Source organism: Rhizobium sp. BK176 (genome assembly GCF_024808055.1).
The window spans coordinates 34,134-48,350 of the sequence record NZ_JANUBV010000009.1; the positions used below are offsets into that span (position 1 = coordinate 34,134).

18 protein-coding genes and 1 pseudogene are annotated in these 14,217 nt (G+C 59.3%); 13 read left to right on the forward strand and 6 right to left on the reverse strand.

Annotation, left to right across the window (positions count from 1 at the left end):
* Nucleotides 1-3 precede the first annotated feature (3 nt).
* Genes nrdR through FHT76_RS24085 form a run of 3 tightly spaced genes read left to right on the forward strand, consistent with a single transcriptional unit; the run spans nucleotide 4 to nucleotide 2,213 of the window.
* Nucleotides 4-480 (forward strand): transcriptional regulator NrdR, encoded by a 477-nt coding sequence (gene nrdR / locus FHT76_RS24075; RefSeq protein WP_007531462.1) that lies wholly within the window; start codon nucleotides 4-6, stop codon nucleotides 478-480.
* A gap of 3 nt (nucleotides 481-483) precedes the next feature.
* Nucleotides 484-1,593, forward strand: a complete 1,110-nt coding sequence (gene ribD / locus FHT76_RS24080) for a bifunctional diaminohydroxyphosphoribosylaminopyrimidine deaminase/5-amino-6-(5-phosphoribosylamino)uracil reductase RibD (protein ID WP_183859317.1) — start codon at nucleotides 484-486, stop codon at nucleotides 1,591-1,593.
* Nucleotides 1,593-2,213 carry a riboflavin synthase gene (locus tag FHT76_RS24085; RefSeq protein ID WP_183751446.1) on the forward strand — a complete coding sequence of 207 codons (621 nt, stop codon included), beginning with the start codon at nucleotides 1,593-1,595 and terminating at the stop codon, nucleotides 2,211-2,213. The genes ribD and FHT76_RS24085 overlap by 1 nt, the downstream gene beginning before the upstream one ends.
* Here the strand turns inward: FHT76_RS24085 and FHT76_RS24090 are convergent.
* The 3 genes and pseudogenes from FHT76_RS24090 to FHT76_RS24100 all read right to left on the reverse strand — a co-directional run.
* A pseudogene (locus FHT76_RS24090) lies at nucleotides 2,202-2,711 on the reverse strand (GNAT family N-acetyltransferase); the annotation flags it as partial. The gene FHT76_RS24085 and the pseudogene FHT76_RS24090 overlap by 12 nt on opposite strands.
* A gap of 26 nt (nucleotides 2,712-2,737) precedes the next feature.
* Nucleotides 2,738-3,235: a cupin domain-containing protein gene (locus tag FHT76_RS24095; RefSeq protein WP_259129361.1), complete on the reverse strand. Its 498-nt coding sequence runs from the start codon at nucleotides 3,233-3,235 to the stop codon at nucleotides 2,738-2,740.
* A gap of 98 nt (nucleotides 3,236-3,333) precedes the next feature.
* Entirely contained in the window at nucleotides 3,334-3,684 is a 351-nt protein-coding gene (locus tag FHT76_RS24100) for a hypothetical protein (RefSeq protein WP_259129364.1), read from the reverse strand.
* Nucleotides 3,685-4,017: 333 nt separating this feature from the next.
* Between FHT76_RS24100 and FHT76_RS24105 the strand changes: the two genes are divergently transcribed.
* The 3 genes from FHT76_RS24105 to FHT76_RS24115 all read left to right on the forward strand — a co-directional run bounded on the left by FHT76_RS24105 (nucleotide 4,018) and on the right by FHT76_RS24115 (nucleotide 7,303).
* The gene (locus FHT76_RS24105) at nucleotides 4,018-4,473 is read left to right on the forward strand and encodes a 6,7-dimethyl-8-ribityllumazine synthase (protein WP_016553506.1); all 456 of its coding nucleotides are present in this window, start codon (nucleotides 4,018-4,020) and stop codon (nucleotides 4,471-4,473) included.
* Between the two features lie 3 nt (nucleotides 4,474-4,476).
* The gene (nusB, locus tag FHT76_RS24110; protein ID WP_183751440.1) at nucleotides 4,477-4,959 is read left to right on the forward strand and encodes a transcription antitermination factor NusB; all 483 of its coding nucleotides are present in this window, start codon (nucleotides 4,477-4,479) and stop codon (nucleotides 4,957-4,959) included.
* Between the two features lie 208 nt (nucleotides 4,960-5,167).
* Nucleotides 5,168-7,303 carry a sodium-translocating pyrophosphatase gene (locus FHT76_RS24115; RefSeq protein ID WP_183859309.1) on the forward strand — a complete coding sequence of 712 codons (2,136 nt, stop codon included), beginning with the start codon at nucleotides 5,168-5,170 and terminating at the stop codon, nucleotides 7,301-7,303.
* 69 nt (nucleotides 7,304-7,372) lie between these two features.
* Here FHT76_RS24115 and FHT76_RS24120 read toward each other — a convergent pair whose 3' ends face one another.
* A complete protein-coding gene (locus tag FHT76_RS24120; protein ID WP_114712253.1) occupies nucleotides 7,373-7,909 on the reverse strand; it encodes an outer membrane protein assembly factor BamE in 537 nt (178 codons plus the stop codon).
* A gap of 178 nt (nucleotides 7,910-8,087) precedes the next feature.
* On the opposite strand from FHT76_RS24120, the gene FHT76_RS24125 reads away from it, so the two are divergent.
* The 7 genes from FHT76_RS24125 (at nucleotide 8,088) to FHT76_RS24155 (ending at nucleotide 13,377) form a co-directional block, all read left to right on the forward strand.
* Nucleotides 8,088-8,678, forward strand: a complete 591-nt coding sequence (locus FHT76_RS24125; RefSeq protein ID WP_183751433.1) for a ubiquinol-cytochrome C chaperone family protein — start codon at nucleotides 8,088-8,090, stop codon at nucleotides 8,676-8,678.
* An 11-nt stretch (nucleotides 8,679-8,689) separates the two neighbouring features.
* On the forward strand, nucleotides 8,690-9,244 hold the full coding sequence (locus tag FHT76_RS24130) for a DUF177 domain-containing protein (RefSeq protein WP_114712255.1): 555 nt from the start codon (nucleotides 8,690-8,692) through the stop codon (nucleotides 9,242-9,244).
* A 103-nt stretch (nucleotides 9,245-9,347) separates the two neighbouring features.
* Nucleotides 9,348-10,394: a phosphate acyltransferase PlsX gene (gene plsX / locus FHT76_RS24135; RefSeq protein ID WP_259129367.1), complete on the forward strand. Its 1,047-nt coding sequence runs from the start codon at nucleotides 9,348-9,350 to the stop codon at nucleotides 10,392-10,394.
* Between the two features lie 19 nt (nucleotides 10,395-10,413).
* Nucleotides 10,414-11,385 carry a beta-ketoacyl-ACP synthase III gene (locus FHT76_RS24140; protein ID WP_016553512.1) on the forward strand — a complete coding sequence of 324 codons (972 nt, stop codon included), beginning with the start codon at nucleotides 10,414-10,416 and terminating at the stop codon, nucleotides 11,383-11,385.
* A gap of 107 nt (nucleotides 11,386-11,492) precedes the next feature.
* Nucleotides 11,493-11,831: an integration host factor subunit alpha gene (locus FHT76_RS24145; protein WP_007531489.1), complete on the forward strand. Its 339-nt coding sequence runs from the start codon at nucleotides 11,493-11,495 to the stop codon at nucleotides 11,829-11,831.
* A 215-nt stretch (nucleotides 11,832-12,046) separates the two neighbouring features.
* Nucleotides 12,047-12,589: a MerR family transcriptional regulator gene (locus FHT76_RS24150; protein ID WP_183859305.1), complete on the forward strand. Its 543-nt coding sequence runs from the start codon at nucleotides 12,047-12,049 to the stop codon at nucleotides 12,587-12,589.
* 122 nt (nucleotides 12,590-12,711) lie between these two features.
* Nucleotides 12,712-13,377: an HAD family hydrolase gene (locus FHT76_RS24155; RefSeq protein ID WP_405049511.1), complete on the forward strand. Its 666-nt coding sequence runs from the start codon at nucleotides 12,712-12,714 to the stop codon at nucleotides 13,375-13,377.
* Nucleotides 13,378-13,383: 6 nt separating this feature from the next.
* Here the strand turns inward: FHT76_RS24155 and FHT76_RS24160 are convergent, their stop codons facing one another.
* Nucleotides 13,384-13,533, reverse strand: coding sequence for a hypothetical protein (locus FHT76_RS24160; protein WP_183751429.1), 150 nt, complete (start codon nucleotides 13,531-13,533; stop codon nucleotides 13,384-13,386).
* 170 nt (nucleotides 13,534-13,703) lie between these two features.
* Nucleotides 13,704-14,138, reverse strand: a complete 435-nt coding sequence (locus FHT76_RS24165; RefSeq protein WP_183859304.1) for a CAP domain-containing protein — start codon at nucleotides 14,136-14,138, stop codon at nucleotides 13,704-13,706.
* Between the last annotated feature and the right edge of the window lie 79 nt (nucleotides 14,139-14,217).

Consider the following 14,217-nt stretch of genomic DNA (forward strand, 5'->3'; position numbering starts at 1 on the left):
CGCATGCGCTGCCCATTCTGCGGATCGGAAGACACACAAGTCAAGGATTCACGCCCGGCGGAGGACAATACGTCCATCCGCCGCAGGCGCATTTGTCCTGATTGCGGCGGTCGCTTCACGACCTTCGAGCGCGTGCAACTGCGCGAGCTGATGGTGTCGAAGAAGACCGGTCGCAAGGTGCCGTTCGACCGCGACAAGCTGGTGCGATCTTTCGAGATCGCACTGCGCAAGCGTCCGGTCGACCGCGACCGCATCGAGCGCGCGGTCTCCGGTATCGTTCGACGGCTTGAAAGCTCGGGCGAGGTCGAGATCAGCTCCGAGCAGATCGGCCTTCAGGTGTTGGAAGCGTTGAAGAGTCTGGATGACGTCGGCTTCGTTCGCTATGCCTCGGTCTATCGGGATTTCTCGCACGCCGAGGATTTCGAGAAGGTCATTTCCGAGATCAACGCCAAGATCGCCCGCGATCCCCTGGACAACTAGCTCATGAGCGCTTCGGAAGACGACGCGCGTTTCATGCAAGAGGCGATCCGCCTGGGTCTCCTGCATCTCGGCCAGACATCTACCAATCCTTCAGTCGGCTGCGTGATCGTGCGTGACGGTCAGATCGTCGGCCGTGCGGTGACGGCGGTCGGCGGGCGTCCCCATGCCGAACCGCAAGCCCTGGCCGAAGCCGGCGAACGGGCACGCGGCGCCACCGCCTATGTCACGCTCGAACCCTGCTCGCATTACGGCAAGACGCCGCCCTGCGCGGAGGCGCTGATTGCCTATGGTGTTGGTCGTGTCGTTATCAGCGTGACGGATCCGGATCCGCGCGTTTCGGGCAAGGGGATCTCCATGCTGCGCGACGCCGGGATTGAAGTCGAGTCCGGAATTCTCGAAGAGGAAGGCAGGCGTTCGCTCGCCGCGTACCTCACGCGCCAGACGAAGAACCGGCCCTATGTGACTCTCAAACTTGCTGTTTCTGCCGACGGTATGATCGGCAAGAGGGGTGAGGGGCAGGTTGCAATCACCGGTCCGGCCGCACGGGCCGAAGTCCAGAAGCTGCGTGCTGAAGCCGACGCGATTCTGGTCGGGATCGGTACTGCGGTCGCCGATGATCCTTTGCTCACGGTTCGCACGCCTGGCCTTGAGACGCGCTCGCCGGTTCGCGTCGTGCTCGATGAACATCTCTCTTTGCCGCTGGACAGCAAGCTGGTTGCAACTGCCAGGCAAGTGCCGTTGATCGTTGTCGCGACTGAGCCACCGCGCTTCGATAACAGCGAGGACAAGGCCTTTCTTGCGCGCCGCGACGCGCTGGATCAGGCGGGCGTCGAGGTGGTCCAATGCAATCCCAACCGTCTGGACGAGCTGCTGCCGGCGCTCGCGTCGCGCGGCATTTCCTCGCTTGTCGTTGAAGGCGGCGCGCGGACGGCGAAGCTTTTCCTCGATGCCGGCTATGTCGATCGCATCCTCCTCTATCAGGGCCCCGAGGTGATCGGGCAGGATGGTATTGAATCCCCGGTAACGAAGACCGATATGCCATCGGACCTCCTGCACAGGGGGACCTTCATATTTGGCGACGACCGCCTGGACGAATACGAAAGAGAGCTTTGATGTTTACCGGAATTGTCACCGACGTCGGCACGATCGAATCCGTTTCCGCGTTGAAGGAAGGCATCAAGCTGCGCGTCGCCACCGCCTATGATCCGGCGACGATCGACATGGGCGCCTCGATCTCGCATTCCGGTATCTGCCTGACGGTGACCGGCTTGCCTGGTGATGGTAGCAACGGCCGCTGGTTCGAGGTCGAAGCCTGGGAAGAGGCCCTGCGCCTGACGACCATCGGGACGTGGAAGGAAGGCAGCCATATCAACCTCGAGCGCTCGCTGAAGATCGGCGACGAACTCGGTGGCCACATCGTTTCCGGTCACGTTGACGGCAAGGCAGAGATCCTCTCCGTCACCGAAGAGGGCGATGCCACACGTTTTCGTCTGCGCGCGCCGCAGCATCTTGCCAAGTTCGTTGCGCCCAAGGGCTCGATCGCCCTGGATGGCACGTCGCTCACCGTCAACGCGGTCGACGGTACCGATTTCGATGTTCTGCTGATCCGTCACACGCTTGAGGTCACGACATGGGGTGAGCGCAAGGCCGGCGACTTCGTCAATTTCGAAGTCGACACCATGGCCCGCTATGCTGCTAGGCTGGCCGAGTTCCCGACCGCGAAAGCAGAATGATTCTCCATTGTAGTTGCATCGTTGGACCTCGCGAAAGCCGAGCTTTCGCGCGAGGCGCAGCGAGGGCTCGTTCCCCGGATCGATGATGCATGTCATCGGCTTGGAGGGAAACCGTTCTTCTGCCCAGGCGATCAGGGCGGTCAGCGCCTCGCTGGCGTAGCCCCGGCCTTGCGCGAATGGCATAAGCCCCCAGCCAGTTTCCAACGTGCCTTCGGTGGAAACCGGCTGCATGTCCCGCTTCATGTCGAGGAAGCCCGCTTCACCGACAAAACGCCGGGTCCGCTTTTCCTCGATCGCAAGAAATCCAAAGCCCATGTGATGCCACATGCCTGCAACGCGCAGCAGCCGGGCCCAGGCTTGCTCACGGGTAGACGGCACGCCTCCGATAAAGCGGACGACGGCCTCGTCGCTCCACATCGTCTGGTAGGCCTCAAAATCGTCGACGGTATGTGCCCGCAGCAGCAGCCGCTTCGTCTCGATGGTCGGAATGCTGGTCATCATGAAGACGCTCTCTCGAATGGACGTCATGCGCCGGGTTCGCCGTCCCAATAGTTCAGATTACCGCTGCCTCTGCCCATGAAACGAAAACGGTTCGCTTCGTCGCGATTGGTCTTGGCGAGAAATTTTCCTGAATCGGGATACTCGACGATCTCGGTCTTCGCCTTGGTCGAGATACCGAGGTAAATGAGAGGCGTCGAACCAGTGTTGATGATCTGATGCGCGGTCTCTTGTCCTCCGGACGGAGCGCCGAGCGTGTCGCCCTTCCGGATAGCGTAGCGATTGGGGCCGAAGCGATACTCGCCGGTGCCCTCGATAACGAAGAACAGCTCGTCCTCTACATGATGATTGTGGAACGGACAGCTGGATTTGCCGGGCGGCACCTCGTTGTAGCTGATGCCGAGGCCGGCGAGACCGAGAAGCGAGCCGAACGAGGCGTCCGTGCCCTCGTACAAGTCTCCTTGCTTCCAGTGCTCAAGCTTCAAATCGGCGATGTTGATCACGGGCCTCGATACGCTGGACATTGTCTCCCTCCTGTTTCCAGAGAAAAGGCACCATCCTGCGAGAAAATACAACCGCAAAGCATCATGCCGGGCGACAGCTTGTGCCGCCGCCCTCGCGTTTATCGATAGTAGACGGTGAGACCCCCATCTACAGCCTGATCAACGTTGACGATGTTTCCGAGCAGCACGCCTTTGGCGTTGAGTTGATGCAGGAGCGGCTTGTTAACAGCAATGGCGGCGCGGATCATTTGGAGGTCATTGACGCTGCGTGTGGCAAAGGATTTCGGGTCACCGATATTTCCTGATCCGCCGTGATCGTAAACCTGCCGAACGTCGAGATTTGCGCCGCTGAAGGTTCGGAGGGTGCGCTCGATGCCTGATGGGGCGTTCATGTCGAGACTTTCCGCACGGCTGGCGTCTGCGAAGGCAAGAGTAACGACTGCGGAGGCGATGGCGGCAACGCGATTCATGGAACTATCCTTTCATCTGCTCTGACGATCGGCCGTCGGCAATGGATCGTCAGCGTTACACAGCTGAAATTGGTAGCTGGATTGTCCGCCTTCAACCAATAACTATCTGGAATTTGGTTACAAATTGTTCATGCGGGTTGCCCTTCATTCGCCACTTTCGAGGCGCCGCACAACGGTGGCCTCGGGCCGATGTGTGCAGTGTCCATCATGTGCTTGTCGCGATTCCGGATTTCGCATCGGACCCGTGATCCGAATTTGCTTGCCATTCCGGTCGCGGCGTGTTTTGACCGCGGCCTGCCAAACAGTGAAGTCCTCTAGCTCCGAAGGTGAAGCATGGCGCGAGAAACCGCTCCCCACATTTTGATCGTTGAAGCACGCTTCTACGACGACATGGCCGATGCGCTGCTCGAAGGCGCGACTTTCGCCTTGAAAGAGGCCGGGGCAACCTATGAGGTGGTTACCGTCCCGGGTGCTCTCGAGATTCCAGCGGCAATTGCCATGGCGCTCGACGGAGCAGATAATGAAGGCACGCAGTACGATGGATATGTCGCTCTTGGCATGGTCATCCGCGGCGAGACCTATCATTTCGACATCGTGTCGAACGAATCTTCTCGCGCCCTGATGGATCTGGCCGTGAGCGAATCCCTTGCCATAGGCAACGGTATTCTGACTGTTGAGAATGACGATCAGGCTTGGGCTCGTGCCCGCCGTTCGGACAAGGACAAGGGCGGATTTGCCGCCCGTGCAGCTCTCACGATGATCGAGCTGAAGAAGAAATTGGGTGCATAACGAATGAACAACGAAAACTCGGAGCGTCCCGTCAAGACTGCGAACCAGCGAGGTGCTGCGCGCCTTGCTGCCGTTCAGGCGCTCTACCAGATGGATATTGGCGGCACCGGCGTGCTGGAGATCGTGGCCGAATACGAGGCGCATCGCCTCGGCCAGGAACTCGACGGCGAGACCTACCTGAAGGCCGACCCCTCCTGGTTCCGCTCCATCGTCTCAGGCGTCGTGCGAGAGCAGCGTCGTCTGGACCCGCTGATCGCGTCCGCGCTGCAGGACGACTGGGCGCTGTCGCGTCTCGATAGCACCGTCCGCGCGATCCTGCGTGCCGGCGTGTTCGAGATCCTGGATCGCAAGGACGTTCCGGTCGCAGTCATCGTGACGGAATACGTCGAGATCGCCCAGGCCTTCTTCAGCGACGACGAGCCAAAATTGGTCAACGCTGTGCTTGACCGGATCGCCAAACAGGTTCGCGGCGAAGCCAAGAAATAGCGTTCTGGCGGGGCTGTTGCCCCGACCTCCAAAAACTCCCGGTTCCCATTGTGCTGCAAGGGCTTTTGGCGTTTGCGGGGCTTGACGCGCCGTTTTCCTCCACGCAATCTCCGCGCGGCGTTGCAGCATTTCTGTGGGAGGAAATCGAGTCGGCGTATTCGCAGCCGGAGAGGGAGTGAGCTCCGGCTCTTTTGGAGGAAAGAGCGAAATGAGCATTCTTTTAGGGGTAATAGCGTGCGGTCTGCTCTCGGTGGTCTATGCCATCTGGGCAACCCGGTCGGTGCTCGCCGCCGATCAGGGTAACAAGCGCATGCAGGAAATTGCAGGCTATATTCGTGAAGGCGCGCAGGCTTATTTGACGCGCCAATACAAGACTATCGCAATCGTCGGCATCGTCGTTTTCATTGCAGCCTGGCTGCTGCTCTCCGGCACGGCTGCAATTGGTTTCCTCATCGGCGCGGTTCTGTCCGGCGCCGCTGGTTTCATCGGCATGCACGTCTCGGTTCGCGCCAACGTCCGCACCGCGCAGGCAGCATCCCAGAGCCTGTCTGCCGGACTTGAGATTGCTTTCAAGTCGGGCGCTATCACCGGGCTTCTGGTGGCTGGTCTGGCGCTTCTTGGCGTGTCGATCTACTACTATGTGCTGACCGTCGTGCTTGGACACGATGGCAGCTCCCGCGAAGTGATCGATTCCCTTGTCGCGCTTGGCTTCGGCGCGTCGCTGATTTCGATCTTCGCCCGTCTCGGCGGCGGTATCTTCACCAAGGGCGCTGACGTCGGCGGCGACCTCGTCGGCAAGGTCGAAGCAGGTATTCCGGAAGATGATCCGCGCAATCCCGCAACGATTGCTGACAACGTCGGCGACAACGTCGGCGATTGCGCCGGCATGGCGGCCGACCTTTTCGAAACCTATGCCGTATCCGTCGTCGCGACCATGGTTCTCGCCGCGATCTTCTTTGCCGGAGCGCCCCTCCTGCAATCGGCGATGCTGTATCCGCTCGCGATCTGCGGCGCTTGTATCATCACCTCGATCGTCGGCACCTTCTTCGTCAAGCTCGGCAGCAACGGCTCTATCATGGGTGCTCTCTACAAGGGCCTCATCGTAACAGGTCTGCTGTCGATCATCGGTCTTGGCGCCGCGACGTCGCTGACGATTGGCTGGGGTCCCGTTGGCACCGTCAACGGTGCGGAAATCACCGGCACGCACCTCTTTGTCTGCGGTCTGGTCGGTCTGATTGTGACGGCGCTAATCGTAGTCATCACCGAATACTACACCGGCACCAACAAGCGCCCGGTCAATTCCATCGCTCAGGCGTCGGTGACCGGCCACGGCACCAACGTCATCCAGGGGCTTGCCGTTTCGCTTGAATCGACGGCTCTACCGGCGATCGTCATCGTTGGCGGCATCCTGGCGACCTATCAGCTCGGCGGACTTTTCGGCACTGGCATTGCTGTTACCGCCATGCTCGGCATTGCCGGCATGATCGTCGCCCTCGATGCCTTCGGTCCGGTGACGGACAACGCGGGTGGCATTGCGGAAATGTCCCATCTGCCGCCTGAGGTGCGCAAGTCGACCGACGCGCTCGACGCTGTCGGCAACACGACGAAGGCTGTCACCAAGGGGTATGCGATCGGCTCGGCGGGTCTCGGCGCCCTGGTTCTGTTTGCCGCCTATTCCTACGACCTCAAGTACTTTGCCGCCAATGGCGACAAGTATCCATATTTTGCAGGCATCGGCGATATCTCATTCGACCTTTCCAATCCTTATGTCGTCGCCGGATTGATCTTCGGCGGCCTCATTCCCTACCTCTTCGGCGGCATCGCAATGACAGCCGTCGGTCGCGCGGCCGGCGCTATCGTCGAGGAGGTTCGCCTCCAGTTCAAGCAGAAGCCCGGCATCATGCAAGGAACGGAGAAGCCGGATTACGGCCGTGCCGTTGATCTACTGACCAAGGCGGCGATCCGTGAAATGATTATCCCGTCGCTGCTGCCGGTACTGGCGCCGATCGTCGTCTATTTCGGCGTGCTGCTCATTTCCGGTTCGAAGGCTTCGGCCTTTGCGGCGCTGGGTGCTTCGTTGCTTGGCGTGATCATCAACGGCTTGTTCGTTGCGATCTCGATGACCTCAGGCGGCGGCGCATGGGACAACGCCAAGAAGAGCTTCGAGGACGGCTTCGTCGACAAGGACGGGGTGCGTCACATGAAAGGCTCCGATGCCCACAAGGCCTCTGTGACCGGCGACACGGTCGGTGACCCCTACAAGGACACGGCCGGTCCGGCCGTCAACCCGGCGATCAAGATCACCAACATCGTCGCGCTGCTCCTTCTTGCCGTTCTGGCCTGAGGCTAACCGAGATCACTAAAAAACCCGCCGGAGCGATCCGGCGGGTTTTTCTTTGAGCATTCGCTCGCTCTAGCGCAAGCTGGCCGGGTTCTGAGGCGAAGCCGGCTGCGACGTGCCGCCACCGAAGAGGCCCTTGGCAGCGTTCGCGGCACTGCCGCCGGACAAAAGCTGCTGCAGGAAGGTGAAGTCCTTGCCGCCAGTCGGGGTGACACGCGTGATCGTATCAAAGACCTTGCCATCCTTGAGCGTGTAGTTCGCGCGACGCGTAACGATGCCGTCCTTGTCGAAATAGATCGCCAGAACGCTCTGGTCGACGACCTTCAGCTTTTGGAACGCCATGGAACGTTCGCGGCGCTGCGAGATGTAGTAGAAAACTTCGCCATCGAACGTTGCTGTTGTCGATGGTGTACCCAGGGACAGGAGAACCTGCTCGCGGCTCGATCCTTCCGGGACAAGATTCAACGACTGTTCGTCGGCCACATATCCGCCATTGAGGACAGTTCCTGTCTGGCAGCCTGAAAGTCCGGTGGAGGCAATCATGATGGCAATGGCGGCACTGCTGAGGAATTTTTTGTCAGACTTGAAATACCGTTTCGTCAACGACATCTACTCCTAAAATTATGAATGGCAGCCACAGGCCTCAGATCGCTGATGCAAAACCATTGTGGCCATTCCGGGGTGAGACATCCCGTTGGCTCGTGCGGACAGATGGGGTGCTGTCCCGAAAGTGGCCACCTTCGGCATTGCAATTCGCGCCTGCTTCGGTAAACCAGCTTTCAAAATCATGCAACAAGGCCGGACGCCGCTTGGCGTCCAGAATGAGGCCTTTCCGGAAAAAACGATGATCTTCGGGCTCTTTGGCAAGAAAAACAGCAACCAGGCAATCGTAGATCGGCAATATCAGGCACTGACATCCGCCGCCCGCATGCCGGAACTCTACGAGCGCCTGAATGTCCCGGATACGGTCATGGGGCGTTTCGAAATGCTCTCGGCGGTGATGATCCTCTTCTTCCGGCGCACACGAGCGTCCGGAACCAGCGGTCAGGAGATTGCCCAGGAAATCGTCGACGCCTTCTTCCAAGATATCGATTACTCCATCCGAGAGTTGGGAATTGGTGACAACAGCGTTCCCAAGCGCATGAAGAAACTGGCCGGTATGTTCTATGGCCGGCTGGAGTCCTACGCCCAGGCGATGGACAGCAGAGATGCCGAAGGACTTGCGACGGCGCTTGTTCGGAACATCCATCCCAAGGCCAAGGAGGCGGTTGATATGCGCGGCCTCGCAGATTGGATGTTTGCCGCCGAGGACTATCTTTTGTCCCAGTCGGAGGATGTCATTGCGACAGGTTCGGCGACGCTTCCGAAGGTTGCGTGAAGGAGGAGATGATGAGAAGCAAAAGAGATGATGTGCCGTTCTCCTACCTGGTAAATGTCGGCCACATATCAACCAATCCCGTCGAGGTGCGCCTGGAAGCGGACAAGCGGGAATTGGAGGATATTGCCAAGAGCTGGAATGTGCTTTCAGTCGACAGTTTCAAGGCCGAGCTCCAGATCGCGCGGTGGAAGCGCGACGGAATCCGCATCAAGGGCAGGGTTCAGGCGAACATTGTCCAATCCTGCGTCGTCACCCTTGATCCTGTGCCATCCGCAATCGACGAGACGTTCGAGCAGATCTTCGTGCCCGAGAATTCGAAGCTTGCGCGTCGCCCGGCCAATGATGCCGGTGAGATGGTGCTTGACCCCGATGGTCCGGACCTTCCCGAGAGCTTTACCGGCGATACAATCGATGCAGGTGAGGTGGTGACGGAATTCGCCGCCCTTGCGATTGATCCTTATCCGCGCAAACCCGGCGTTGAGTTCTCGGGTCACATCGAAGACACCGGCGAAAACGACAAAAAGCCCTCTGCTTTCGCCGTGCTCAAGGATTGGAAAAAGGACTGAACCCCGTTGGCTATTTGACACAATTCAGTTGTAAGCGACGGGAAAACCGGTATTTTGGCCGAAATTTCGCCCGCCGGAGGCGAAAAATAAGGATCAGGGACGCGTGATCAGAATTTCTATCGACCTCATGGGTGGCGACTTTGGTCCCCAGGTTGTCATCCCCGGCGCCGCTAAGGCACTGGAAAGACATCCCGATATTTCATTCGTGATGTATGGTTTGAAGGAACAGTGCGAGCCGGTTCTCGACAGGTTTCCGAAGCTCAAGGAAACGACCGTTTTCCACGACTGCGAGCTGGCAGTCCGCATGGATGAGAAGCCGAGCCAGGCGCTTCGCCGCGGTCGCTATGTCTCCACCATGTGGCGGACGATCGAAGCGGTGAAGACGAAGGAAGCGGACGTTGCCGTCTCGGCCGGCAATACCGGCGCCCTCATGGCAATGGCCAAGTTCTGTCTGCGTACGATGGCCAATATCGAGCGCCCGGCGATCGCCGCCATCTGGCCGACGCTGAAGGGAGAGAGCATCGTTCTCGACGTCGGCGCGACCATCGGCGCGGATTCGCAGCAATTGATGGATTTCGCCCTGATGGGTGGGGCAATGGCCCGTGCGTTGTTCGAGATCGAACGCCCGACGGTCGGCTTGCTGAATGTCGGCGTCGAAGAGATCAAGGGGCAGGAAGAAGTCAAGGAAGCCGGGCGCTTGCTGCGCGAGGCGAACATCGACTCGCTCGAGTATTATGGCTTTGTCGAAGGAAACGACCTTGGCAAGGGAACCGTCGACGTCGTCGTGACCGAAGGCTTTTCGGGCAACATCGCGTTGAAGGCGGCCGAGGGAACGGCACGACAAATCGCTGAATATCTGCGCTCTGCCATGTCGCGCACGCTGCTCGCCAAGATCGGCTACTTCTTCGCCAAAGGCGCCTTCGATATGCTTCGCGAGAAGATGGATCCGAGTCGCGTGAATGGCGGCGTCTTCCTGGGCCTCAACGGCGTGGTCATCAAGAGTCACGGCGGCGCCAACGCCGAAGGCATCGCAGCCGCCATCGAAGTCGGCTACGACATGGCCAAGAATGGCCTCAATCAGAAAATAGAAAACGATCTTCAAAAGTATCATGCCAAGCGGCTGCCCCCGATCGGGCCGGAAGCCGCATGAGCGACGGGGTTTAAGCATTATGATCCGTTCAGTTGTTCGCGGGTTCGGAGCCGCACTTCCGAAACGCGTTATGACCAATCGCGACATGGAAGATGTCGTGGACACATCAGACGAATGGATTGTCCAGCGCACGGGCATCCGCCAGCGTTACATAGCCGGTGAGGGCGAAACAACATCGTCGCTCGGCGAAGCTGCTGCGCGCGCGGCGCTCGATAGAGCCGGTCTGACACCAGCCGACATCGATGTCATCATCTGTGCCACCTCGACGCCAGACAACACGTTCCCGGCGACCGCCGTCAACATTCAGAACCGGCTGGGCATGCACCATGGCTTTGCGTTCGACGTGCAGGCCGTTTGCACGGGCTTCGTCTATGCCGTGACGACGGCTGATGCCTACATCCGCGGTGGCCTTGCCAAGCGCGTGTTGGTGATCGGTGCCGAGACCTTCTCGCGCATTCTCGACTGGAACGACCGAACCACCTGCGTCCTGTTCGGCGACGGCGCTGGCGCGATCGTCCTCGAGGCGGCGGAAGGCGAGGGAACTACAGCCGATCGCGGCGTGCTGACGGCGCACCTGCGTTCCGATGGCTCCCACAAGGAGAAACTCTACGTGGATGGCGGCCCTTCGACGACGGGCACGGTCGGCAAGCTTCGCATGGAGGGCCGGGAGGTCTTCAAGTATGCGGTCGGCATGATCACAGACGTCATTGAGGCCGCGTTTGAGGCTACGGGCACGACTGCCGACGATCTCGACTGGCTGGTGCCGCACCAGGCCAACCGCCGTATTATCGACGGCTCCGCCAAGAAGTTGCATATCGCCCCCGAGAAGGTAGTCATTACGGTTGATCTTCACGGCAACACCTCTGCCGCGTCAATTCCGCTCGCGCTGGCAACGGCTGCTGGGGATGGCCGGATCAAGGAAGGCGATCTGGTCATGCTGGAAGCGATGGGCGGCGGCTTCACCTGGGGCGCAGCACTCCTGCGCTGGTAAGCCAAAAATCCAAAAAACTACCGACGAACAAGAGCTTGACCGTGAGGCGCAAGACAAATACTCTTTGTTCGCTTTCATAATATAATTGGCAAATGGGCGGGGAAACCATGACCGGAAAGACAGTGACGCGAGCAGACCTGGCGGAATCAGTTTTTCGTAAGGTCGGTCTTTCGAGAACCGAATCTGCTGAGCTCGTGGAAACTGTCATTGACGAGATTTGTAACGCGATCGTCCGCGGCGAAACCGTCAAGCTCTCGTCCTTTGCAACTTTCCAGGTGCGCGACAAGAACGAGCGCATCGGCCGTAATCCGAAGACCGGCGAGGAAGTACCGATCTCTCCCCGCCGCGTCATGACCTTCAAGGCGTCCAATGTCTTGAAGACGCGGATTCTGAAGGCGCATACGCTGCGCAAGACCAAGCAGAAAGCTGCCAATCCGGCTTCTTGATCGAGCGCAGCACGGGGGCACTCCTCTCGTTAAGCGGCGACGAGTTCCAATATTTCCTGAACGATCTGTGCGGTATTCAAGACGTGACTTGAATTCGTGGCGTCAAACCGTTGAAATATGATGAGTCGCGGCTCGGTTCTGACGTTCGTGAGACATCAGCTGCGCTTATCAGCCGAACGGACGCGCGGCGCCCCAAGACCGCGTAGGGAGTAAGGATGTTGGATAAGAGCCCCGATGCTTTCCGCACCATCAGCGAGGTGGCGGACGACCTAGACCTTCCACAGCATGTCCTGCGCTTCTGGGAAACGCGGTTTCCGCAGATCAAGCCAATGAAGCGTGGTGGCGGTCGACGCTACTACAGGCCCGAGGATATCGATCTCCTGAAGGGCATCCGCCACTTGCTCTATGATCATGGCTACACCATCAAGGGCGTGCAGAAGCTTCTGAAGACCAATGGCAACAAGTTCGTCATTGCGATCGGCCATGGAGACCTTGCAAGCGTTCAGGCGCTGACAGGCGGTCAGCAGGACGGTGGCGATTCTGGCGAGCCACGGGTTGGAATGTCGGATGAGGATCAGGTTGTCGGTCGCGCGAAGCCGCCGATCACACGTCGCTTCTTCAATTTCGGCGCTGGCGATGAGGATTCGCCCGAAGTTTCGATCGGCAAGTCGAGCGTCGGCAAGGAGGACCGTGCTTTGCTGCAGGAGGCACTCTACGATCTTCTAGAATGCAAGCGCCTGTTGGATCAGGTTCGCTGATCGATTCGCCGCTACGCGTCAGCCACCCTACATGGGTTCGCAGCCCATTCTTTCGCGAGCAGTCCCGTATCGGAACCGCAGCGCCTCGTTCGATATTCAGTCAGCCTCAAGGAAAATCTCTCGTGACCGCGTCTCATTCAGTTCCCGGCAAGTACTATGACGCCTTCCTGTTCGATATGGATGGCACCCTCCTGAACTCTATTGCCGTAGTCGAACGTGTCTGGAGTGAGTGGGCCGTGCGGCACGGCTTCGAGCCGGAGGTTTTTCTCAAGACGATCCACGGCATTCGGGCATCCGACGTCATCCGCCAGTTGGCGCTACCAGGCGTCGATCCGGAATATGAGGCAAGCCAATTGCTGAAAGAGGAAATGGACGATGTCGGAGGCATCGTCGCGATCCCAGGTGCCGTCGATTTCCTGAACAGCATTCCGCCGTCGAAGTGGGCGATCGTAACCTCAGCGCCGATCGAACTCGCGAAGCGCCGCATGACGGCGGCTGGCATTCCGACGCCGGTGGTAACGGTGAGCGGGGAAGAAGTGGCAGCCGGAAAGCCGAGCCCCGAATGCTATTTGCTGGGCGCCAAGCGCCTCGGCGTTGATCCGACAAAGTGCCTGGTGTTCGAAGATGCCGTTGCCGGAATTCTCGCCGGCGAAGCAGCCGGAGCCGACGTGACTGTCATTACCGAAACGCACACGACGCCGTTTGCAACCCCACACTTTTCAATCCCGGACTACCGCGGCTGGCGTGTGGACGTCGGTCCCGACGGCCGCGTTGCACTGCTCGAATAGACGCTGCTACTGCTTGCGCTGCGGCGCCTGCTTTACCATGCGCTCGTAGGCGGCAAGCATCTTTGCCTTCACCGAACCCAGTGTCCCGAGTTCGTGCCCGCAAGTGAAGCAGACAAGGACGTCGGTGTCGACCGGCTCGGGTCGTTCGAATTTCATTCGGGTGTTCCTGCACTTCGGGCAGGGGATCTCAATCTGCATGTTTTCGTCCAGAGTCTCGCGTTTTGCAGGTCTCTTATTCGGGCCTGCTTATTCGAGCAAGCCTTTTCGACCGACTGCTCACACTTGCAGCTTCTCGCCTTCGTGGACCGGTCAAGGTCGATGTAACGCTACTGGCAAGCGAAGAAGGTCGAGTAGCCTGCGACAACCGACACCCCCGCATATCGCAGGTTGGGTCGAAGCAGGTTTGTGTTGTGGCCCGGCGAACGCCTCCATCCGGAAAACAGCTGCTGCGGGGTCAGATATCCATGACCGACGTTCTCTGAACATACGATGCTGAGCCCAGCGGCCCTGGCTTGCGCCGATCGCTGTCGAAAGCCGTCGTGGCTGATGTGTCGCCGCGTTGCCTGATACTGGCTGTGCTGCCGCGCCAAGGCTTTCAACGTGCCATTCGCAGCCAAGGGAGATAGGCCACGGCTCGTCCTGTAGGAATTGATCAAAGCCAGTGTCTGAGCACCGAAATCGCCTGTAGCAGACGGCGGCTGCGCCGCACCTAGGCATGCCAAACTTAGAAGCGCAACTGCTAATGCCTGTAGCATTTTCATGGTCGGATTTCTCCTGGTGGCAACGACTCGCCTTTGGCGAGCCGCTGCAAAGGAGACACAACGAGAGCGATCCTGGCAA

What these genes read in the sequence shown, in the direction of transcription:
- FHT76_RS24115 (WP_183859309.1), top strand. Translation starts at nt 5,168, where the DNA reads ATGAGCATTCTTTTAGGGGTAATAGCGTGCGGTCTGCTCTCGGTGGTC.
- nusB (WP_183751440.1), top strand. Translation starts at nt 4,477, where the DNA reads ATGAACAACGAAAACTCGGAGCGTCCCGTCAAGACTGCGAACCAGCGA.
- FHT76_RS24160 (WP_183751429.1), bottom strand. Translation starts at nt 13,533, where the DNA reads ATGAAATTCGAACGACCCGAGCCGGTCGACACCGACGTCCTTGTCTGC.
- FHT76_RS24095 (WP_259129361.1), bottom strand. Translation starts at nt 3,235, where the DNA reads ATGTCCAGCGTATCGAGGCCCGTGATCAACATCGCCGATTTGAAGCTT.
- FHT76_RS24125 (WP_183751433.1), top strand. Translation starts at nt 8,088, where the DNA reads ATGCAACAAGGCCGGACGCCGCTTGGCGTCCAGAATGAGGCCTTTCCG.
- FHT76_RS24100 (WP_259129364.1), bottom strand. Translation starts at nt 3,684, where the DNA reads ATGAATCGCGTTGCCGCCATCGCCTCCGCAGTCGTTACTCTTGCCTTC.
- nrdR (WP_007531462.1), top strand. Translation starts at nt 4, where the DNA reads ATGCGCTGCCCATTCTGCGGATCGGAAGACACACAAGTCAAGGATTCA.
- FHT76_RS24165 (WP_183859304.1), bottom strand. Translation starts at nt 14,138, where the DNA reads ATGAAAATGCTACAGGCATTAGCAGTTGCGCTTCTAAGTTTGGCATGC.
- FHT76_RS24105 (WP_016553506.1), top strand. Translation starts at nt 4,018, where the DNA reads ATGGCGCGAGAAACCGCTCCCCACATTTTGATCGTTGAAGCACGCTTC.
- FHT76_RS24150 (WP_183859305.1), top strand. Translation starts at nt 12,047, where the DNA reads ATGTTGGATAAGAGCCCCGATGCTTTCCGCACCATCAGCGAGGTGGCG.
- FHT76_RS24145 (WP_007531489.1), top strand. Translation starts at nt 11,493, where the DNA reads ATGACCGGAAAGACAGTGACGCGAGCAGACCTGGCGGAATCAGTTTTT.
- FHT76_RS24140 (WP_016553512.1), top strand. Translation starts at nt 10,414, where the DNA reads ATGATCCGTTCAGTTGTTCGCGGGTTCGGAGCCGCACTTCCGAAACGC.
- FHT76_RS24085 (WP_183751446.1), top strand. Translation starts at nt 1,593, where the DNA reads ATGTTTACCGGAATTGTCACCGACGTCGGCACGATCGAATCCGTTTCC.
- FHT76_RS24130 (WP_114712255.1), top strand. Translation starts at nt 8,690, where the DNA reads ATGAGAAGCAAAAGAGATGATGTGCCGTTCTCCTACCTGGTAAATGTC.
- ribD (WP_183859317.1), top strand. Translation starts at nt 484, where the DNA reads ATGAGCGCTTCGGAAGACGACGCGCGTTTCATGCAAGAGGCGATCCGC.
- FHT76_RS24120 (WP_114712253.1), bottom strand. Translation starts at nt 7,909, where the DNA reads ATGTCGTTGACGAAACGGTATTTCAAGTCTGACAAAAAATTCCTCAGC.